The 14,798-nt window shown below is 61.4% G+C and carries 16 protein-coding genes; 7 read left to right on the plus strand and 9 right to left on the minus strand.

The window, feature by feature from the left end; all coding sequences use genetic code 11:
- Window positions 1-94: 94 nt before the first annotated feature.
- Together AC1DE4_RS01975 and AC1DE4_RS01980 are read left to right on the plus strand one after the other, a co-directional pair.
- Window positions 95-1,108 (plus strand): glycosyltransferase, encoded by a 1,014-nt coding sequence (locus tag AC1DE4_RS01975; RefSeq protein ID WP_477879653.1) that lies wholly within the window; start codon window positions 95-97, stop codon window positions 1,106-1,108.
- Window positions 1,105-1,482: a GtrA family protein gene (locus tag AC1DE4_RS01980; RefSeq protein ID WP_018855219.1), complete on the plus strand. Its 378-nt coding sequence runs from the start codon at window positions 1,105-1,107 to the stop codon at window positions 1,480-1,482. The genes AC1DE4_RS01975 and AC1DE4_RS01980 overlap by 4 nt, the downstream gene beginning before the upstream one ends.
- A 2-nt stretch (window positions 1,483-1,484) precedes the next feature.
- On the opposite strand, the gene AC1DE4_RS01985 is transcribed toward AC1DE4_RS01980, so the two are convergent.
- Entirely contained in the window at window positions 1,485-2,471 is a 987-nt protein-coding gene (locus AC1DE4_RS01985) for a Gfo/Idh/MocA family protein (RefSeq protein ID WP_025658620.1), read from the minus strand.
- 179 nt (window positions 2,472-2,650) lie between these two features.
- Here AC1DE4_RS01985 and AC1DE4_RS01990 point away from each other — a divergent pair, with 179 nt between their 5' ends.
- Window positions 2,651-3,598, plus strand: coding sequence for an aldo/keto reductase (locus AC1DE4_RS01990; RefSeq protein ID WP_025658619.1), 948 nt, complete (start codon window positions 2,651-2,653; stop codon window positions 3,596-3,598).
- 12 nt (window positions 3,599-3,610) lie between these two features.
- Entirely contained in the window at window positions 3,611-4,054 is a 444-nt protein-coding gene (locus AC1DE4_RS01995) for a GNAT family N-acetyltransferase (protein WP_025658618.1), read from the plus strand.
- Here AC1DE4_RS01995 and AC1DE4_RS02000 read toward each other — a convergent pair.
- A complete protein-coding gene (locus AC1DE4_RS02000; RefSeq protein WP_025658617.1) occupies window positions 4,044-4,661 on the minus strand; it encodes a hypothetical protein in 618 nt (205 codons plus the stop codon). The genes AC1DE4_RS01995 and AC1DE4_RS02000 overlap by 11 nt on opposite strands.
- A gap of 158 nt (window positions 4,662-4,819) precedes the next feature.
- Here AC1DE4_RS02000 and AC1DE4_RS02005 point away from each other — a divergent pair, with 158 nt between their 5' ends.
- Window positions 4,820-5,314: a YciE/YciF ferroxidase family protein gene (locus AC1DE4_RS02005; RefSeq protein WP_018855224.1), complete on the plus strand. Its 495-nt coding sequence runs from the start codon at window positions 4,820-4,822 to the stop codon at window positions 5,312-5,314.
- 39 nt (window positions 5,315-5,353) lie between these two features.
- Here AC1DE4_RS02005 and AC1DE4_RS02010 read toward each other — a convergent pair whose 3' ends face one another.
- Complete coding sequence (locus AC1DE4_RS02010; RefSeq protein ID WP_018855225.1) at window positions 5,354-6,244, minus strand: LysR family transcriptional regulator; 891 nt, start codon at window positions 6,242-6,244, stop codon at window positions 5,354-5,356.
- A 124-nt stretch (window positions 6,245-6,368) separates the two neighbouring features.
- Here AC1DE4_RS02010 and AC1DE4_RS02015 point away from each other — a divergent pair, with 124 nt between their 5' ends.
- On the plus strand, window positions 6,369-7,364 hold the full coding sequence (locus AC1DE4_RS02015) for an aldo/keto reductase (RefSeq protein WP_025658616.1): 996 nt from the start codon (window positions 6,369-6,371) through the stop codon (window positions 7,362-7,364).
- A 101-nt stretch (window positions 7,365-7,465) separates the two neighbouring features.
- A complete protein-coding gene (locus AC1DE4_RS02020; RefSeq protein WP_018855227.1) occupies window positions 7,466-7,825 on the plus strand; it encodes a nuclear transport factor 2 family protein in 360 nt (119 codons plus the stop codon).
- A 278-nt stretch (window positions 7,826-8,103) separates the two neighbouring features.
- On the opposite strand, the gene pheT is transcribed toward AC1DE4_RS02020, so the two are convergent.
- From pheT to AC1DE4_RS02050, 6 genes are all read right to left on the minus strand, one after another.
- Entirely contained in the window at window positions 8,104-10,527 is a 2,424-nt protein-coding gene (pheT, locus tag AC1DE4_RS02025; RefSeq protein ID WP_025658615.1) for a phenylalanine--tRNA ligase subunit beta, read from the minus strand.
- A 15-nt stretch (window positions 10,528-10,542) separates the two neighbouring features.
- Window positions 10,543-11,625, minus strand: a complete 1,083-nt coding sequence (gene pheS, locus AC1DE4_RS02030) for a phenylalanine--tRNA ligase subunit alpha (protein ID WP_018855230.1) — start codon at window positions 11,623-11,625, stop codon at window positions 10,543-10,545.
- Between the two features lie 274 nt (window positions 11,626-11,899).
- Entirely contained in the window at window positions 11,900-12,304 is a 405-nt protein-coding gene (rplT, locus tag AC1DE4_RS02035; RefSeq protein WP_007798644.1) for a 50S ribosomal protein L20, read from the minus strand.
- 40 nt (window positions 12,305-12,344) lie between these two features.
- Window positions 12,345-12,548 (minus strand): 50S ribosomal protein L35, encoded by a 204-nt coding sequence (rpmI, locus tag AC1DE4_RS02040; RefSeq protein ID WP_007529267.1) that lies wholly within the window; start codon window positions 12,546-12,548, stop codon window positions 12,345-12,347.
- 231 nt (window positions 12,549-12,779) lie between these two features.
- Window positions 12,780-14,132, minus strand: coding sequence for an ATP-binding protein (locus AC1DE4_RS02045; protein WP_025658614.1), 1,353 nt, complete (start codon window positions 14,130-14,132; stop codon window positions 12,780-12,782).
- Window positions 14,129-14,794 (minus strand): response regulator transcription factor, encoded by a 666-nt coding sequence (locus AC1DE4_RS02050; protein WP_025658613.1) that lies wholly within the window; start codon window positions 14,792-14,794, stop codon window positions 14,129-14,131. Before AC1DE4_RS02050 ends, AC1DE4_RS02045 begins: the two co-directional genes overlap by 4 nt.
- Between the last annotated feature and the right edge of the window lie 4 nt (window positions 14,795-14,798).

Below are 14,798 nucleotides of genomic sequence, written 5' to 3' on the forward strand. Positions count from 1 at the left end.
AATCCTGCTCACGCGCAGTTTTCGCCGGCTCCATAGCCACTTGTTAACGCGCACCGTCTATTCTTGCCGAGATTTCTTCGCCGCGGGTGTGATCATGACCAGATCGCGTATCGACAATCTGAATATTGCCGTGCTCCTGCCCTGCTACAACGAGGCCTCGACGATCGGCGCCGTTGTCCGGGGATTCAAGTCTGCGTTGCCGGGCGCCCCCATCCACGTCTACGACAACAACTCCACGGATGGCACGGCACTCCACGCGATGCTTGCAGGTGCCCACGTGGTGCGCGAACGTCGGCAGGGCAAAGGCCACGTTGTCCGACGCATGTTCGCCGACATCGACGCCGACATCTACATCATGGCCGATGGCGACGGCACCTACTCGCCCGACGATGCTGAGGAACTGATCCGCACCCTGCTGACAGAGCGCGCCGACATGGTCGTCGGCACACGGCGCGGCGTCCATTCGGATGCCGGCAGGCAGGGTCATGCCTTCGGCAACAAGATCTTCAACATGTTGTACCGGACGATCTTCGGTACCGATTTCACCGATATCTTCTCGGGCTACCGCGTCTTCTCGCGACGCTTCGTCAAGAGTTTCCCTGCCGTCTCGGGAGGCTTCGAGATCGAAACGGAAATGTCCGTGCATGCGTCGCGTCTGAAGCTGCCTGTCAGCGAGCTGGAACTGGATTACGGCCGTCGGCCGGAAGGTTCTCACTCGAAGCTTTCGACCTTCAAGGATGGCGCCAAGATCCTCTGGATGTTCGCGATGCTGATGAAGGAAACGCGGCCCTTCGTGTTCTTTGGCATCATCAGCGCGATTTTTATGTCAGCGAGTCTCGGATTCATGACGCCCGTCCTCTTCGAGTATTTTGAAACGGGTCTCGTCAGCCGAATGCCGACATGGGTCCTGTCTATGGCACTGATCATGGTGTCGTTCATGATGTTTACCGCCGGCGTGATCCTCGATTCCGTTTCGCGCGCCCGCGCAGAGCAGCTTCGCATCCACTATATGAGCCTTATGGCTCCGCGCCCGCGCGAGCAGACACCCTTGCTGGCTGATGATCTCGACGATTATCATCAACTGTCGGCCAAGATCAGCACCAGATGAAGAAGCTGCTCCGCTTCGGGATTGCTGGCGGCCTTGGCTTTATGGTCGATGCAGGCGTTCTTGCGCTCTTGCTGCATATCACGCCGCTTGGCCCATTCATTGCTCGCGTGATCGCGATCGCTCTGGCAATGGCAGCGACGTGGATCTTCAACAGAACATTCACCTTCGATCGCTCGGGACACTCGCTCGCCGTCGAGGGATTTCGCTACGGCTCCGTCGGGGTGACGGCGGCGCTAGTGAACTATGGGCTTTATTCGGCGCTGCTGCTGCGGCTACCTGACCTCCAACCACTCGCGGCGATGGTTCTTTCCACCGCCGCGTCCACGGTCTTCAGCTTCGTCGGCTATTCCCGCTTCGTTTTTCGAGGCGACTGAGCTCAGACGGGCTCCCAGCCATCCTTCTCGCTGGCGCGGTAGATCGCATCGATGAACTTCTGGCTGAGCTTCGAGCTCTCCAGCGTCACCACCTCTTCATTCTCACCCTTGGCAGCGCGCGCAAAGGCCTCGGCTTCGCGCTTGTACTGGCGGCTGTCGGGGAAGCGGAAGATCGTTGATTCATTGTGGCTGCGGTTGGTGAGTTCGATCTCCTCGGCGCCCCAGCGGTCAGCATTGAACGGTGACTTCACCTCGATGAAGCCGTCGGTGCCATGGAAAACCATGACTTGGCGGTTCGCCATCTGGGTAGCGATATAGAAGGTCAGTTCAAAATCGCCGAAATCGGCCTTGACGCTGGAATAGATGTCGGTGCCGAATTCCGGGTCGCGGCGGGTGACGGCCTGGACGCGCAGCGGCTCCTTGCCGGTGGAAAAGCGTGTGCCGATCGTCGGATAGACGCCGATATCAGGCAGCGCGCCGCCGCCGAGTTCGGGAATGTTGCGCATGTTGCCGGGGTCGCGGTTGAAATAGGTGAAGGCGCCCTGAACATGCAGGAGTGTGCCAATCGCGCCGTCCGTTATCAGCGAGCGAACCTTCCGCCAGACCGGTGCGTAGGTGATCATGTAGGCTTCGGTGATGAGAACCTTGTTGCGGTCGCGGGCGGCAATCAGGCTGTCGATCTCGTCTGCCTTGAGCGCGATCGGCTTTTCGCAGAGCACGTGCTTGCCGGCATCGGCGGCCTTGATCGTCCACTCGACGTGCTGCGAGGTTGGCAGCGGAATATAGACGGCATCGATCTTGTCGGAAGCGAGCATCTCCTCGTAGGAGCCGAAGGCGTGCGGAACGGAAAAACGATCCGCCATCTCGCGAGCCCTCGCCAGATCGCGGCTCGCAACGGCCGTCACGACGCAGTTTTCCGCATCCTGAATGGCGGGTACGACGAGTTCACGGCCGATCTTTGCGGTCGAAAGAATACCAAAACGCAGCATAGCCTGGGTCCTCCTGGTTCGATTTTTGCGCACCTTAGTAAGCCGGCCACGGCGGCGCAATGGCGCGATCACAAATCGCGGAGTTGGTTTCCATTCGTTCGAAGCCACGCTAGGTTAGACTTCGGCGGTGTTCTGCCGCGTCAACGATTTCAATCAATCCTGCACTTTAGGAGAGCGCTATGGATATGCGCCGTCTTGGAAAAACCGGCCTTTCGATCGCCCCGATCGTCTTGGGCGGCAACGTCTTCAGCTGGACCGCCGACGAGAAGACGTCCTTCGATATTCTCGATGCCTTCTTCGACGCGGGCTTCAACACGATCGACACGGCCGACGTCTATGGAGCGTGGGTGCCGGGCAACAAGGGCGGCGAGTCCGAGGAGATCATCGGCAAGTGGCTGAAGCGCGGCAAGGTGTCCCGCCACAAGGCTGTCGTCATCACCAAGGTCGGCTCCGACATGGGTCAGGGCAAGACGCTGAAGGAAACCTATATCCTGAAGGCGGTTGAGGATTCGCTGCGCCGGCTGCAGACCGACTATATCGACCTCTATCTCTCGCATTGGCCGGACGAGAGCACGCCCTATGAGGAGACGCTCGGCGCCTTCGCCAAGCTGAAGCAGCAGGGCAAGATCCGCGCGATCGGCTGCTCCAATCTCGACGCCACGCAGCTTCAGGCGTCCTTCGATGCCGCCGAGAGGGCCGGCGTGCCGCGCTACGATGTCATCCAGCCGGAATACAATCTCTATGCACGCGCGAGCTTCGAGGGACCGCTGGCTGATCTCTGCGTCAAGGAAGATATCGGCGTCATCACCTATTTCAGCCTTGCCGCCGGCTTTCTCTCCGGAAAGTATCGCACGAAGGCCGATACGGAAGGCCGCGCCCGCGAAGGCCGGGTGGCGCAATATCTCGACGACAAGGGACTGCGCATTTTGGCAGCGCTCGACAAGGTCGTGGCGGAAACCGGCGCCAAGCCGGCAGAGATCGCGCTTGCCTGGCTGCTCAGAAAGAAGGGTGTGACGGCGCCGATCGCCAGTGCTACCAGCCTGTCGCAGCTTGAGAGCTTGACCAAGTCAGCGACGCTTTCACTCTCCGATGACGCGACGGCGCTGCTCGACAGGGCCGGCGCCTGACGGGAGGGACCGATGACCGTGACGATCCGCGATGCGAAGACCGAGGACGAAGCGCGCTGGCGCGAGCTTTGGGCCGGCTATCTCGCCTTCTACGAGGTCACGGTCGATCCTAACATCACCGATGCGACATGGCGCCGGGTCTTCGATCCGGCGTCTGCGATCTTCATGCGTGTCGCCGAGGTGGACGGCAAGATGATGGGTTTCACCCTCAGCCTGACGCATGAGGGCACCTGGATCCGTGGCAAGGACTGCTATCTCGAAGACCTCTTCGTCGATCCGGCCGCACGCGGAAAGGGTGTGGGCCGCGCCTTGATGGACGATCTCGTTTCGCTCTGCAAGAAGAACGGCTGGTCGCGGCTCTACTGGCACACCAGCGAACAGAACAAGACGGCGCGGGCGCTCTACGACAGCTATGTCGAGAACGACGGGCACATCCGCTACCGCATCAATTTCTGAGCGGCGGGAAGCCCTCATACAAGCCGGCGTGGCTGCCCTCCCAGTTCCCCATGCCCGGCTTCGTCAGGATGCCGCGTGGCCTCACATAGCTCTGGATGACCCGGCGCGGGCGTTCGTGCCATTGGATGTTGAAGGCCCAGAGCTTCGGGAAGAAGCAGAGCGAGGCATAGGGCAGATGATCGTGGATCCACCATGCCAGCCTCTGCCAGTCCTCTTCGTTGCTGTAGTTGTCGACCATCCACGGGACGACGACACAGGCGGTGGCACCCATGCAGCCATCGAAATCGCGCAGGTCCCAGATGTGATCGGCGGCCGTCGCGGCATTTAACGAGCAGTTGAGGTTGTTGCGGTTGCCGAACTGGTTGACCTCAGGCGAGCGATAGCCGGAACGGATGTGCAGCCGGCCGAACGTCGCCTGCAGCGGTTCCAGCAACTCCTCGCAGAGCCGCCTTCCCGCTTCGATCGCCAGATCGGGATTTTCGGGGATATTCGGAATGCGATAGAAATCGGCGATTTCGGAATGCAGGAAATCACGGAGGAAGAAATTCTTCGAAAGGCGCGCACGCCCGAGTTCCTCCAGGCCCTTCATCGATCCAGGTTTCTTCACGAAAAGCTCCCGTTGGTTGAACGTCTCACTCTGCCTCCCCCGGCGATCAACGCAACCCGAAAACGACCGGAACAATTAGCTACCTCTTGTCTTTCCCTAGCGTCCGTAGCTCCCCACCAAGGAAGCGCGGATCCCCCACACCCAGGAAGGTAGAGACAATGGCCAAAGAAAAGACCCTCGACGATCTATTCTACGATACGCTCAAGGACATCTATTTTGCCGAGCGGCAAATCCTGCGCACCCTGCCGAAAATGGCGCGGGCGGCTCAATCGCAAGAGCTGAAGGCCGGCTTCGAAAAGCATCGCGAGCAGACCGAGGGACATGTCGAGCGCCTGCAGCAGGTCTTTGACCTCGTCGGCAAGCGCGCCCAGGGCAAGACCTGCGAGGCGATCCAGGGCATCATTGCCGAAGGCGAAGAGATCATCGATGAGTTCAAGGGCTCGCCGGCTATCGATGCCGGTCTCATCTCCTCTGCGCAGGCAGTGGAGCACTACGAGATCGCCCGCTACGGCACGCTGAAGACCTGGGCGCAGACCCTCGGCAAGAAGGACGTCGTTGCCCTGCTCGACAAGACGCTGCAGGAAGAAGCGGCAACCGACAAGACATTGTCGAAGCTGGCCATGACGGCTGCCAACCAGAAGGCCGCGGCCTGACCGTCGATCCGGCGGGATGCCCAACGGCATCCCTCCGCTTCACCCGACATAACGGAAGAAGTCGATGAAGGCACGCAGAGCTGGCCGCATCTGGCGCCGGCTCGGATAGTAGATGAATGGCCCCGGATAGGGCGAACACCAGTCCTCCAGCACACGGACGAGCTTGCCGCTTGCCAGTTCGTGCTCGACGCGCAGGTCGAACAGATAGGCGAGCCCCACGCCATTCAGCGCCGCGATCAATCCGAGCCTGTCCTCACTGACGATCAGGGGACCATCGACTCCCACAACCAGTTCCTGGCCGTCCTTTTCGAATTCCCAGCGATAGATCGTGCCGTTTGTAAAACGCCGCTTGATGCAGCGGTGGTGAACCAGATCGGAGGGATGCAAGGGTTTCGGGTGCCGCTCAAAATAGTCGGGAGAACCCGCAATCACCGTGGTCAGATTCGGCGAGGCCCGCACGGCGATCATGTCCGCCTCGAGGCTCTCCTCCAGGCGAATGCCGGCGTCGAAACCTTCCCGAACGATATCGGTGAACCCATCCTCATTGGCGATTTCGAGGGTGATATCAGGATAGCGGTTCAGGAATTCGCCAAGCCGCGGCGCAAGCAGGATATCCGAAGCAAAACGCGGCGCGGAGATGCGCAGATTTCCGGCCGGCCTTCCACCCGCCTCGGTGACCGCTTCCAGCGCGATCCCGATTTCATCAAGCGCCGGCTTCAGGCGCTGCAGCAGCAGACGCCCCTCCTCCGTCGGCGCGACACTGCGCGTCGTCCGTGCCAGCAGCCGGACGCCGAGGCTTTCTTCCAGGCGCGAGATCGCGTGGCTGACGGCGGATGGCGCAATTTCAAGCTCCTTGGCGGCCGCGCGAAAACTTCGTCGTTCGGAAACGGCGGCGAGAACGACGAGTTGGGCAAGCTGCGTGCGGTTCATTGATCGATCAATTAGAACAGCCTGTTACAGATTGCACCTATTTTTTGAAGGCTGATGGGGCGCTAGGTTTCATCAGTACCCGGCATCGACCGTGGTTTGACCTTTCGCTCACAAAGGAGCCCGCATGAAAACCCGCAAACTCGGAAACGACCTTGAAGTCTCTGCCGTCGGCCTCGGCTGCATGGGCATGAGCTTCGCCTATGGCGCCAGTGACGAAAACGAGTCGATCAGGACGCTGAACCGTGCCGTCGATCTCGGTATCACCTTCTTCGACACGGCCGAAATGTACGGCCCCTACACCAATGAAGAGCTCCTCGGCCGGGCATTGAAGCCCGTGCGCGACCGCGTCGTCATCGCCACCAAGTTCGGCTTCAAGCTGGATCCGAATAAATCCGGCGCCGCGGCCCTGACCGGGGTCGACAGCCGCCCGGAAAACGTGAAGCGAGTGGCAGAAGCCTCTCTGAAACGGCTCGGCGTCGAAACGATCGACCTTTTCTACCAGCATCGTGTCGACCCCAATGTGCCGATCGAGGAGACCGTCGGCGCGATGGCCGAGCTGGTACGCGAAGGCAAGGTTCGCGCACTCGGCCTTTCGGAAGCCGGAAGCGCCACGATCCGCCGCGCCCATGCCGTCCACCCCATCGCAGCACTGCAGAGCGAATATTCGCTCTGGACCCGCGACCCGGAAAACGGCGTTCTCCACACCTGTCGCGAACTCGGGATCGGCTTCGTGCCCTATAGCCCGCTTGGCCGTGGCTTTCTGACGGGCGCGATCCAGAAGCCGGAGGATCTTGGCGCCGACGATTTCCGGCGCCAGCTGCCGCGCTTCCAGTCGGACAATTTCGACGCCAATGTCGCGCTCGTGGCCAAGCTCGAGGCACTCGCTAAGGAGAAGGGCGTGACCACCGCACAGCTGGCGCTCGCCTGGGTCCTGCACCAGGGCGACGACATCGTGCCGATCCCGGGCGCTCGCAAAGTGAACCATCTCGAGGAGAACGCCGCCGCAGCCGATATCGTGCTGAGCAAGACGGAGCTGACCGAACTGACAGAGACCATCTCGCTCGATCAGATTGCCGGCAAGCGCTACTCCGACGCGTCGCTCGCGATGACCAACCTCTAGCCGAAAGGCGGAGGCATCGATAGCCCCCTGCCGCATCCGGCGATCTTGCCGCACCCATTCGCTGCGCTATGCTATTGGGCATGTTCCTGGCGAGGTGAGACATGTCGGACCAGCAGGCAATCGAAGCAGTCGTCCATCTCTACGTCGAGGGCATGACCTTCGCCAACGAAGCTGCATTGCGGAAGGCCTTCCATCCGCAGTGCGACATCATCGGGCACTACGAGAACGCGGTCGAGTGGCTGAACCGGGAAGAATTCATTGCGGCGATCGTCGCCGAAGGTTCGGCACCACCCACAACCCAGCCGCACATGGACATCCAGATGCTTGACATCGTCGGCGATGCGGCGTGCGTGAAGGTCAGCGACGATTTCGCCGGCATGCGCTTCACCGATTACCTCTCGATGCTGAAAATCGACGGCCGCTGGACGATCGTCAACAAGCTCTACTATCTCCACACATAGAACAGCCGGCGAGACGATCGCCGGCCCAGCTTGCTGACAAGGCCTTATAGCATATTGGGATGGAAGCTCTCTCCGTCGTCACCCCGCCGATGAGCAGGGGTCCAGCGCGCGCAAGTCCTTGCGCGCAAAAGGCCTTTCGCACCGCAGACGCGGTGCCGCTGGATGCCGGCACAAGGCCGGCATGACGGAGAAACCGAACGTTCCGCAAAAAGAACACTTCGTCAGCAGTCGGAGCCGGCGAAATGATCGCCGGCCCTTTGCTTCAGAAGATGTTGGCCTCAGGCTCTGAGAACGCCACCGGTGAACTTCGTCACGCTGGCAACGATCTTCTCAGTCAGCGCCTCGAAATCCTCGTCGGTCAGCGTGCGCTCGACCGGCTGGATCTGCACTTCGATCGCTACCGACTTCTTGCCTTCACCTAGTAACGGACCCTCGAAGATGTCGAAGACATTGACTGATGTGACCAGCTTGCGGTCGGCACCGGTCGCGGCCTTGATGATCGCGCCGGCTTCCACCGACTTGTCGACCACGAAGGCAAAGTCGCGCTTGACGGCCTGGAAGGCAGACAGTTCCAGCGCCGGCTTGGTGCGGGTGGCCTTCTTCTTCGGCTCGGGCATGGCGTCGACATAGACCTCGAAGCCGCAGAGCGCGCCCGAGACATCGAGCGCTTCCAGCGTCGAGGGATGGAACTCGCCGAAATAGCCGAGCACGACCTTCGGACCCATCTTGATCGTACCGGACCGGCCGGGGTGGAACCATTCGGGACCGCCCCGCTCGATCTGGATGTTGCCCATCGGCAGGCCGCAGGCTTCGATCACGGCCAGCGCATCGGCCTTGGCGTCGAAGACGTCCACCGGCTTGCCGCCGCCCTTGGCAGCGTTCGACCACATGCGGCCGGCGCCTGACATCGATGCCGTGCCGCGACGGACGCCGCCGGCAACGCGGCGCTGGCCTTCCGGCCGGTCGTTCTCATAGGTGCCGGACACCTCGAAGATCGCAACGTCGCCATAGCCCTTGTCGCCATTCCGCTGGGCAGCCGTCAGCAGGCCGGGGAGCAGCGAGGGGCGCATGTCGGACATATCGGCAGCAATAGGGTTGGCAAGCTTGAGTGCCGGCAAGCCGCCGCCGAAGAGCTTTGCCTGATCCTCTGAGATGAACGACCAATTGACGGCTTCCAGCATGCCGCGCGAGGCAAGCGCGCGCTTGGCGATGCGAGTGCGGATCTGCAGCGTCGTCAGGATCCTGCCGTTGACGGCTGCATGGCTTTCCAACGGCGCCGGCTTGATGTTGTCGACGCCGTAGATGCGCATGACCTCTTCGACGAGGTCGGCCTTGCCATCGACATCGGGACGCCAGGAGGGAACGGCGACGGAAACGCGTTCGCCCGAACCGGTAACCTTGAAGCCGAGGCGCGTCAGGATCTCGGTGCTTTCCTGCGTGGAAACCTCAAGACCCGTCAGGCGCTTGACCTCGGAGAAGGGGAAGTCGACGATCTTTGCGTCATAACCCATGTAGCCGACGACCTCTGCCTTGGCGGCCGTGCCGCCGCAGAATTCGAGCACCAGCTCGGTGGTGCGCTCGAGACCGGGAACCATATACTCCGGATCGACCCCGCGCTCGAAGCGGTAGCGGGCATCGGTGATGATGCCGAGGCCGCGGCCTGATTTCGCGATGTTCATTGGATCCCAGAGAGCGCTCTCGATCAAGACGTCGGTGGTGTTCTCGTCGCAGCCGGAATGCTCGCCGCCCATGATGCCGCCGATCGACTCGATGCCATCGGCATCGGCGATCACGACATTATTCGGCCCAAGCTTGTACTCGCGCTGATCGAGCGCAAGCACCGTCTCGCCGTCCTTGGCGCGACGGACGGTCAGGTTGCCCTTGACCTTGGCGGCGTCGAAGACGTGCATCGGGCGACCCTGGTCGAAGGTCATGTAGTTGGTGATATCGACGAGCGCGTTGATCGGGCGAAGACCGATAGCGAGCAGACGCTGTTGCACCCATTTCGGGCTCGGGCCGTTCTTGACGCCGCGTACGAGACGCAGCGCAAAGCCCGGGCAGAGCTTCGGATCGTCAAGGTCGAGCGTCAGCCTCACCGGCGTCTCGCCTTCAACAGTGAAGGACGGTGCCGGGCGTGTCTTCAGCGTGCCGAGGCCGGAAGCAGCCAGGTCACGCGCGATGCCATAGATCGAAGTGCAATCCGGACGGTTCGGCGTCAGGTTGATCTCGATCATGGGATCGTCGAGATGCGCATAGGCGGCGTAGCTTTCACCAACCGGCGCATCCTCGGGGAGATCGATGATGCCATCGTGGCTGTCGGAGATCTGCAGCTCCTTCTCCGAACACATCATGCCGTGGCTTTCGACGCCGCGGATGTTGCCGACGGCGAGCGTCACGTCGATGCCGGGAACATAGGTGCCGGGGGCCGCGAACGCGCCGATCAAGCCGGCGCGCGCATTGGGAGCGCCGCAGACGACCTGGACGGGGGCGCCCTTGCCGGTATCGACGGAGAGAACCTTGAGGCGATCGGCCTGTGGGTGTTTCTCGGCGGTCAGGATCTTGGCGATGACGAAGGGCTTGAACGCCGCCTTGTCATCGACGTCCTCGACCTCGAGCCCGATCTCGGTCAGGCGGGTGCAGATTTCATCGAGGGTCGCATCCGTTTCCAGATGATCCTTCAGCCAGGAGAGTGTGAACTTCATAATCTCTATCCTCCCTTACGCGCTCAGGCCGCCGAACAGCGTCGGCATGTCGAGCGGGCGGAAGCCGTAATGGGTCATCCAGCGGACGTCGGCGTTGAAGAAGTCGCGCAGATCAGGCATGCCGTATTTCAGCATGGCGATGCGGTCGAGGCCCATGCCCCAGGCAAAGCCCTGGTATTCATCGGGATCGAGACCGCCGGCGCGGAGCACGTTCGGATGCACCATGCCGCAGCCAAGGATCTCCATCCAGTCGGTGCCTTCGCCGAACTTGACGATCGGACCGGAGCGGTCGCACTGGATGTCGACTTCGAAGGACGGCTCGGTGAACGGGAAGAAGGACGGGCGGAAGCGCATCGTCACACTGTCGACCTCGAAGAAGGACTTGCAGAACTCTTCGAGCACCCAGCGGATGTTGGCGACATTCGCCTTCTTGTCGACGACCAAGCCTTCGACCTGGTGGAACATCGGCGAGTGCGTGGCGTCCGAATCCTGGCGGTAGGTCTTGCCGGGGATGATGATGCGGATCGGCGGCTTCTGCGCTTCCATGGTGCGCACCTGTACCGGCGAGGTGTGCGTGCGCAGCACCTTCCGCTCACCGTTCTCATCCGGATTGAAGAAGAAGGTGTCGTGCATCTCTCGGGCCGGGTGGCCTTCCGGGAAGTTCAGTGCCGTGAAATTGTAGTAGTCGGTCTCGACATCCGGACCTTCGGCGATCGAGAAACCCATGTCGCCGAAGATCGCGGTGATTTCGTCGATGATCTGGCTGATCGGATGGATACGGCCGCGCTCGGCTGGCGAAGAGCGTACCGGCAGGCTGACGTCGACCGTCTCGGCCTTCAGGCGCGCATCGATCGCGGCCTTCTTCAGCTCCGCCTTGCGGTCAGTGATTGCGTCGGTGACGGCGTTCTTCAGTGCGTTGATGGCAGCGCCGCGCGTCTGGCGCTCTTCCGGCGTCATTGCACCGAGCGTCTTCAGGAGCTCGGAGACCGAACCCTTCTTGCCGAGCGCGCCAACACGCACGGCTTCGATCGCCGGCTCGTCGGCAGCGGCTGCCACATCAGACAGAAGTTGCTTTTCCAGGGTTTCGAGTTCGGTCATCTTTTCCTGCCTCGCTGGGCGTCAGTCTTGTCGATAATTCACGAAAACATGCATCGAATAGCTCAAGCGCCACGATGAAGCGTCGCAGATCACTACCCATGTGCACGCGGCCAATCAACCGGGCACACCACAAAAAGCCCGCGACGTCGAGAGAGGAACGGCCCATCGCGGGCAATGCCGTCTCAATCGCCATCGCGCCAAATGCAAAGAACCCGCGCAAGCCTGGCCAGCGCGGGTTCTAAATCATCGAAGCAAAAGCTCTGACAGCGCCGGCTTAGTTGACGGCTGCTTCAAACTCGTTCTTCGTACCGGCGTCCTTCAGGTACTCGAGAGCCTTCTTGGAGGCAGCAACGAGTGCACCGAATGCTTCCGGCTCATGGATTGCCATGTCGGAGAGAACCTTACGGTCGACTTCGATGCCAGCCTTGTTCAGGCCGTCGATGAAGCGGCCGTAGGTCAGGCCGAATTCGCGGACAGCGGCGTTGATGCGCTGGATCCAGAGGGCGCGGAAGTTGCGCTTGTTGATCTTGCGGTCGCGGTAAGCGTACTGCTTCGAACGATCGACAGCAGCTTTCGCAGCGCGGATGGTGTTCTTGCGACGGCCGTAAAAGCCCTTAGCGGCCTTCAGAACCTTCTTGTGCTTGGCGTGGGCGGTAACGCCTCTTTTTACACGTGCCATTTCATGATCTCCTTAATCTAAAAGCGTTCGCGGAATAGTCTTAGAGACCGTTCGGCAGGTAGTTCTTCACGACCTTGCGGCCATCGGGTTCTGCGAGAACCATCGTGCCACGTGCATCGCGGATGAACTTGTTGGTACGCTTGATCATGCCATGGCGCTTGCCAGCAGCTGCAGCCTTGACCTTGCCGGTCGCGGTGATCTTGAACCGCTTCTTGGCAGCAGACTTCGTCTTCATCTTGGGCATTTTGCTACTCCGTTTCTGGACCCCCTGCTCTTCATCAAAGAAGCCTTCTCGCGGTGCCCGGTTTCCGGCCGTCGCAAAAAGGTGCGGGAGCGTTTGTTGTTGATCTGCGGCTCCGGTGATGAACCGTTCCGCAAGCATTCGAAACCGCCACGGCATGCCCTGCCGGTCAGTTCGGACGCGCGCTTATAACCGCAGCGTCATAAAAGTGCAACGGGGCGGCCAATGAATCTTCTAAGCAATGGCGGGAGGCCGGCTCGCCATGGCCGGAAGCATCAGTTTCACCTGCAGACCGCCCCACCGCGAGGCGGAAAGATCGAGCCGGCCGCCGTAAGCCTCAAGGATATCGCACGAGATCGCCAGCCCTAACCCAGTTCCTGCCGTGCCTTCATCAATCCTGACACCGCGCTTCAGCATCAGATCGTAGCTACCAGGATCGGCGCCGGGTCCATCGTCGGAAACGCTGAGCACGACATCATCCTGCAAGCGACCGGCGGAAAGATCGATGCGCGTCCTGGCAAAGCGCACGGCATTGTCGAGTACGTTGCCGAGTGCCTCGGCGATGTCCGCGGGGTCCGCCTGAACCGTCAGGGCGGGGTCGATATCGAGATGCCAGTCGATCCCTTTCTCTTCGGTGAAAGGCGTCAGCACATTGACGAGCTTTCCTGCAATGCCGAGCAGCGACGTCGTGGCCATTTGCTCCACTCCCATGCGGGCGGCCTGCAGTTGTCGGTCGGCGCGCTGGCGGACCAGCTCGATCTGTTGCAGAGCCGTTTCGCGCTGGTCCTCGGGCAAGGCTTCAACCAGGTGAGACAGCACCGTGAGAGGCGTTTTCAAACCATGGGCGAGGTCGCTGGCACGCGCGCGGGCGCGCTCGATCGCCGTCTCCCGCTCGCTGAGCAGCAGGTTGATTTCACGAACCAGCGGCTTGACCTCGCTCGGCCCCTGCGCGCCGATATGTGAGCTGCGGCCGGCCCTGATATCCGCAACGCGCTCGCGAAGCCGCACCAGCGGGCGCAAGCCCACCCACCCCTGCAAGAACGCCGCGAGGAGCAGCATGCCGCCGGTCGAAAGCAGCATCAGCCGCAACGGCCGGTGATAGCTTTCAAGCGCCGCTTCCATCTCGGGCTTGGAGAAAGCCGCATAGACGGTGAAGTTCTTCTTTGCGGCGCCTTCGCCAAGCGCCATCGTCTTCATCGACACCAGCAGCGGCGAGCCATCCGGCCCGTCCGTTTCCCGGAACCCGCAATACATGTCCTTCGACAGCTCATCCGCGGTGATCTCCTCGTCCCACAGCGAGCGAGACCGCAGCGGCTCCCCGTTGCCACCGGGAGAGATCTGCCAGTAGCGGCCGCCGGCGGGGATCTGGAAGCGCGAGTCGGCAGGCTCGTTCTTCAATTCAAGAGCGCCATTCTCCACGCTGAGCCGCGCCGCCAGCGAATCCATCACCGACGTCATTTCGTTGGAATACTGGTCGGCCAGATAATCCGCGAACAGGTGGCTAAGCACCGCCCAGACGAGCATCAACGCCAGCGCGATCGCGACAAGCGCTCCGGCAGCGAGGCGAAAATGCAGCGAGTGGATCACCGAGGTCGCTCCGGAAGAACATAGCCGAAGCCGCGCCGGGTCTCGATGGCGTCGCTGTCCGTCTTCTTGCGCAGCCGCGCCACCATAGCTTCCACGGCATTCTTGGCGGCATCGTCATCACGGCCCTGAACCTGGCTCGCCAGTTCGGTCGGGCTCAGGACCTCACCGGGCTTGCCGATGAAAAGCGCTATCATCCGGTATTCGAGCGGACTGAGATCAAGTTCGCGTCCATCGAAAGTGACGCGCCTTGCGCTTTCATCGAGAGTGAAGCGGTTGGCGGATTTGACGCGCGATGCGATGGCGCCGGTGCGCCGCAGGAGCGCTCTCAGGCGAGCCAGCAGCTCCTCGGTACGAAACGGCTTCGGCAGATAGTCATCGGCCCCCGCATCAAAGCCGTCGACACGCTCCATCCACGAGCCGCGGGCAGTGAGAACAAGAACCGGCGTGTTCATGCCCGCGCCGCGCCAGCGTTTCAGGATCGACAGGCCATCCATGCCGGGCAATCCGAGGTCTAGGATGATGGCTGAATAATCGCCCGTCTCGCCCTCTTCCCATACAGCAGGCCCGCTTGCAAATACCTCGACGCGATAGCCTTCCCGCCCAAGCTTTTCGACCACATGGCCGGAAATATTGGGATCGTCCTCCGCCAACAGGATACGCATAGCC

The sequence above is a fragment of the Rhizobium sp. 10N414 genome, assembly GCF_056394785.1.

Excerpts from the sequence above, each read along its gene's own strand:
- AC1DE4_RS01975 (WP_477879653.1), top strand. The coding sequence starts at position 95 with ATGACCAGATCGCGTATCGACAATCTGAATATTGCCGTGCTCCTGCCC.
- AC1DE4_RS01980 (WP_018855219.1), top strand. The coding sequence starts at position 1,105 with ATGAAGAAGCTGCTCCGCTTCGGGATTGCTGGCGGCCTTGGCTTTATG.
- AC1DE4_RS01985 (WP_025658620.1), bottom strand. The coding sequence starts at position 2,471 with ATGCTGCGTTTTGGTATTCTTTCGACCGCAAAGATCGGCCGTGAACTC.
- AC1DE4_RS01990 (WP_025658619.1), top strand. The coding sequence starts at position 2,651 with ATGGATATGCGCCGTCTTGGAAAAACCGGCCTTTCGATCGCCCCGATC.
- AC1DE4_RS01995 (WP_025658618.1), top strand. The coding sequence starts at position 3,611 with ATGACCGTGACGATCCGCGATGCGAAGACCGAGGACGAAGCGCGCTGG.
- AC1DE4_RS02005 (WP_018855224.1), top strand. The coding sequence starts at position 4,820 with ATGGCCAAAGAAAAGACCCTCGACGATCTATTCTACGATACGCTCAAG.
- AC1DE4_RS02010 (WP_018855225.1), bottom strand. The coding sequence starts at position 6,244 with ATGAACCGCACGCAGCTTGCCCAACTCGTCGTTCTCGCCGCCGTTTCC.
- AC1DE4_RS02015 (WP_025658616.1), top strand. The coding sequence starts at position 6,369 with ATGAAAACCCGCAAACTCGGAAACGACCTTGAAGTCTCTGCCGTCGGC.
- AC1DE4_RS02020 (WP_018855227.1), top strand. The coding sequence starts at position 7,466 with ATGTCGGACCAGCAGGCAATCGAAGCAGTCGTCCATCTCTACGTCGAG.
- pheT (WP_025658615.1), bottom strand. The coding sequence starts at position 10,527 with ATGAAGTTCACACTCTCCTGGCTGAAGGATCATCTGGAAACGGATGCG.
- pheS (WP_018855230.1), bottom strand. The coding sequence starts at position 11,625 with ATGACCGAACTCGAAACCCTGGAAAAGCAACTTCTGTCTGATGTGGCA.
- rplT (WP_007798644.1), bottom strand. The coding sequence starts at position 12,304 with ATGGCACGTGTAAAAAGAGGCGTTACCGCCCACGCCAAGCACAAGAAG.
- rpmI (WP_007529267.1), bottom strand. The coding sequence starts at position 12,548 with ATGCCCAAGATGAAGACGAAGTCTGCTGCCAAGAAGCGGTTCAAGATC.
- AC1DE4_RS02050 (WP_025658613.1), bottom strand. The coding sequence starts at position 14,794 with ATGCGTATCCTGTTGGCGGAGGACGATCCCAATATTTCCGGCCATGTG.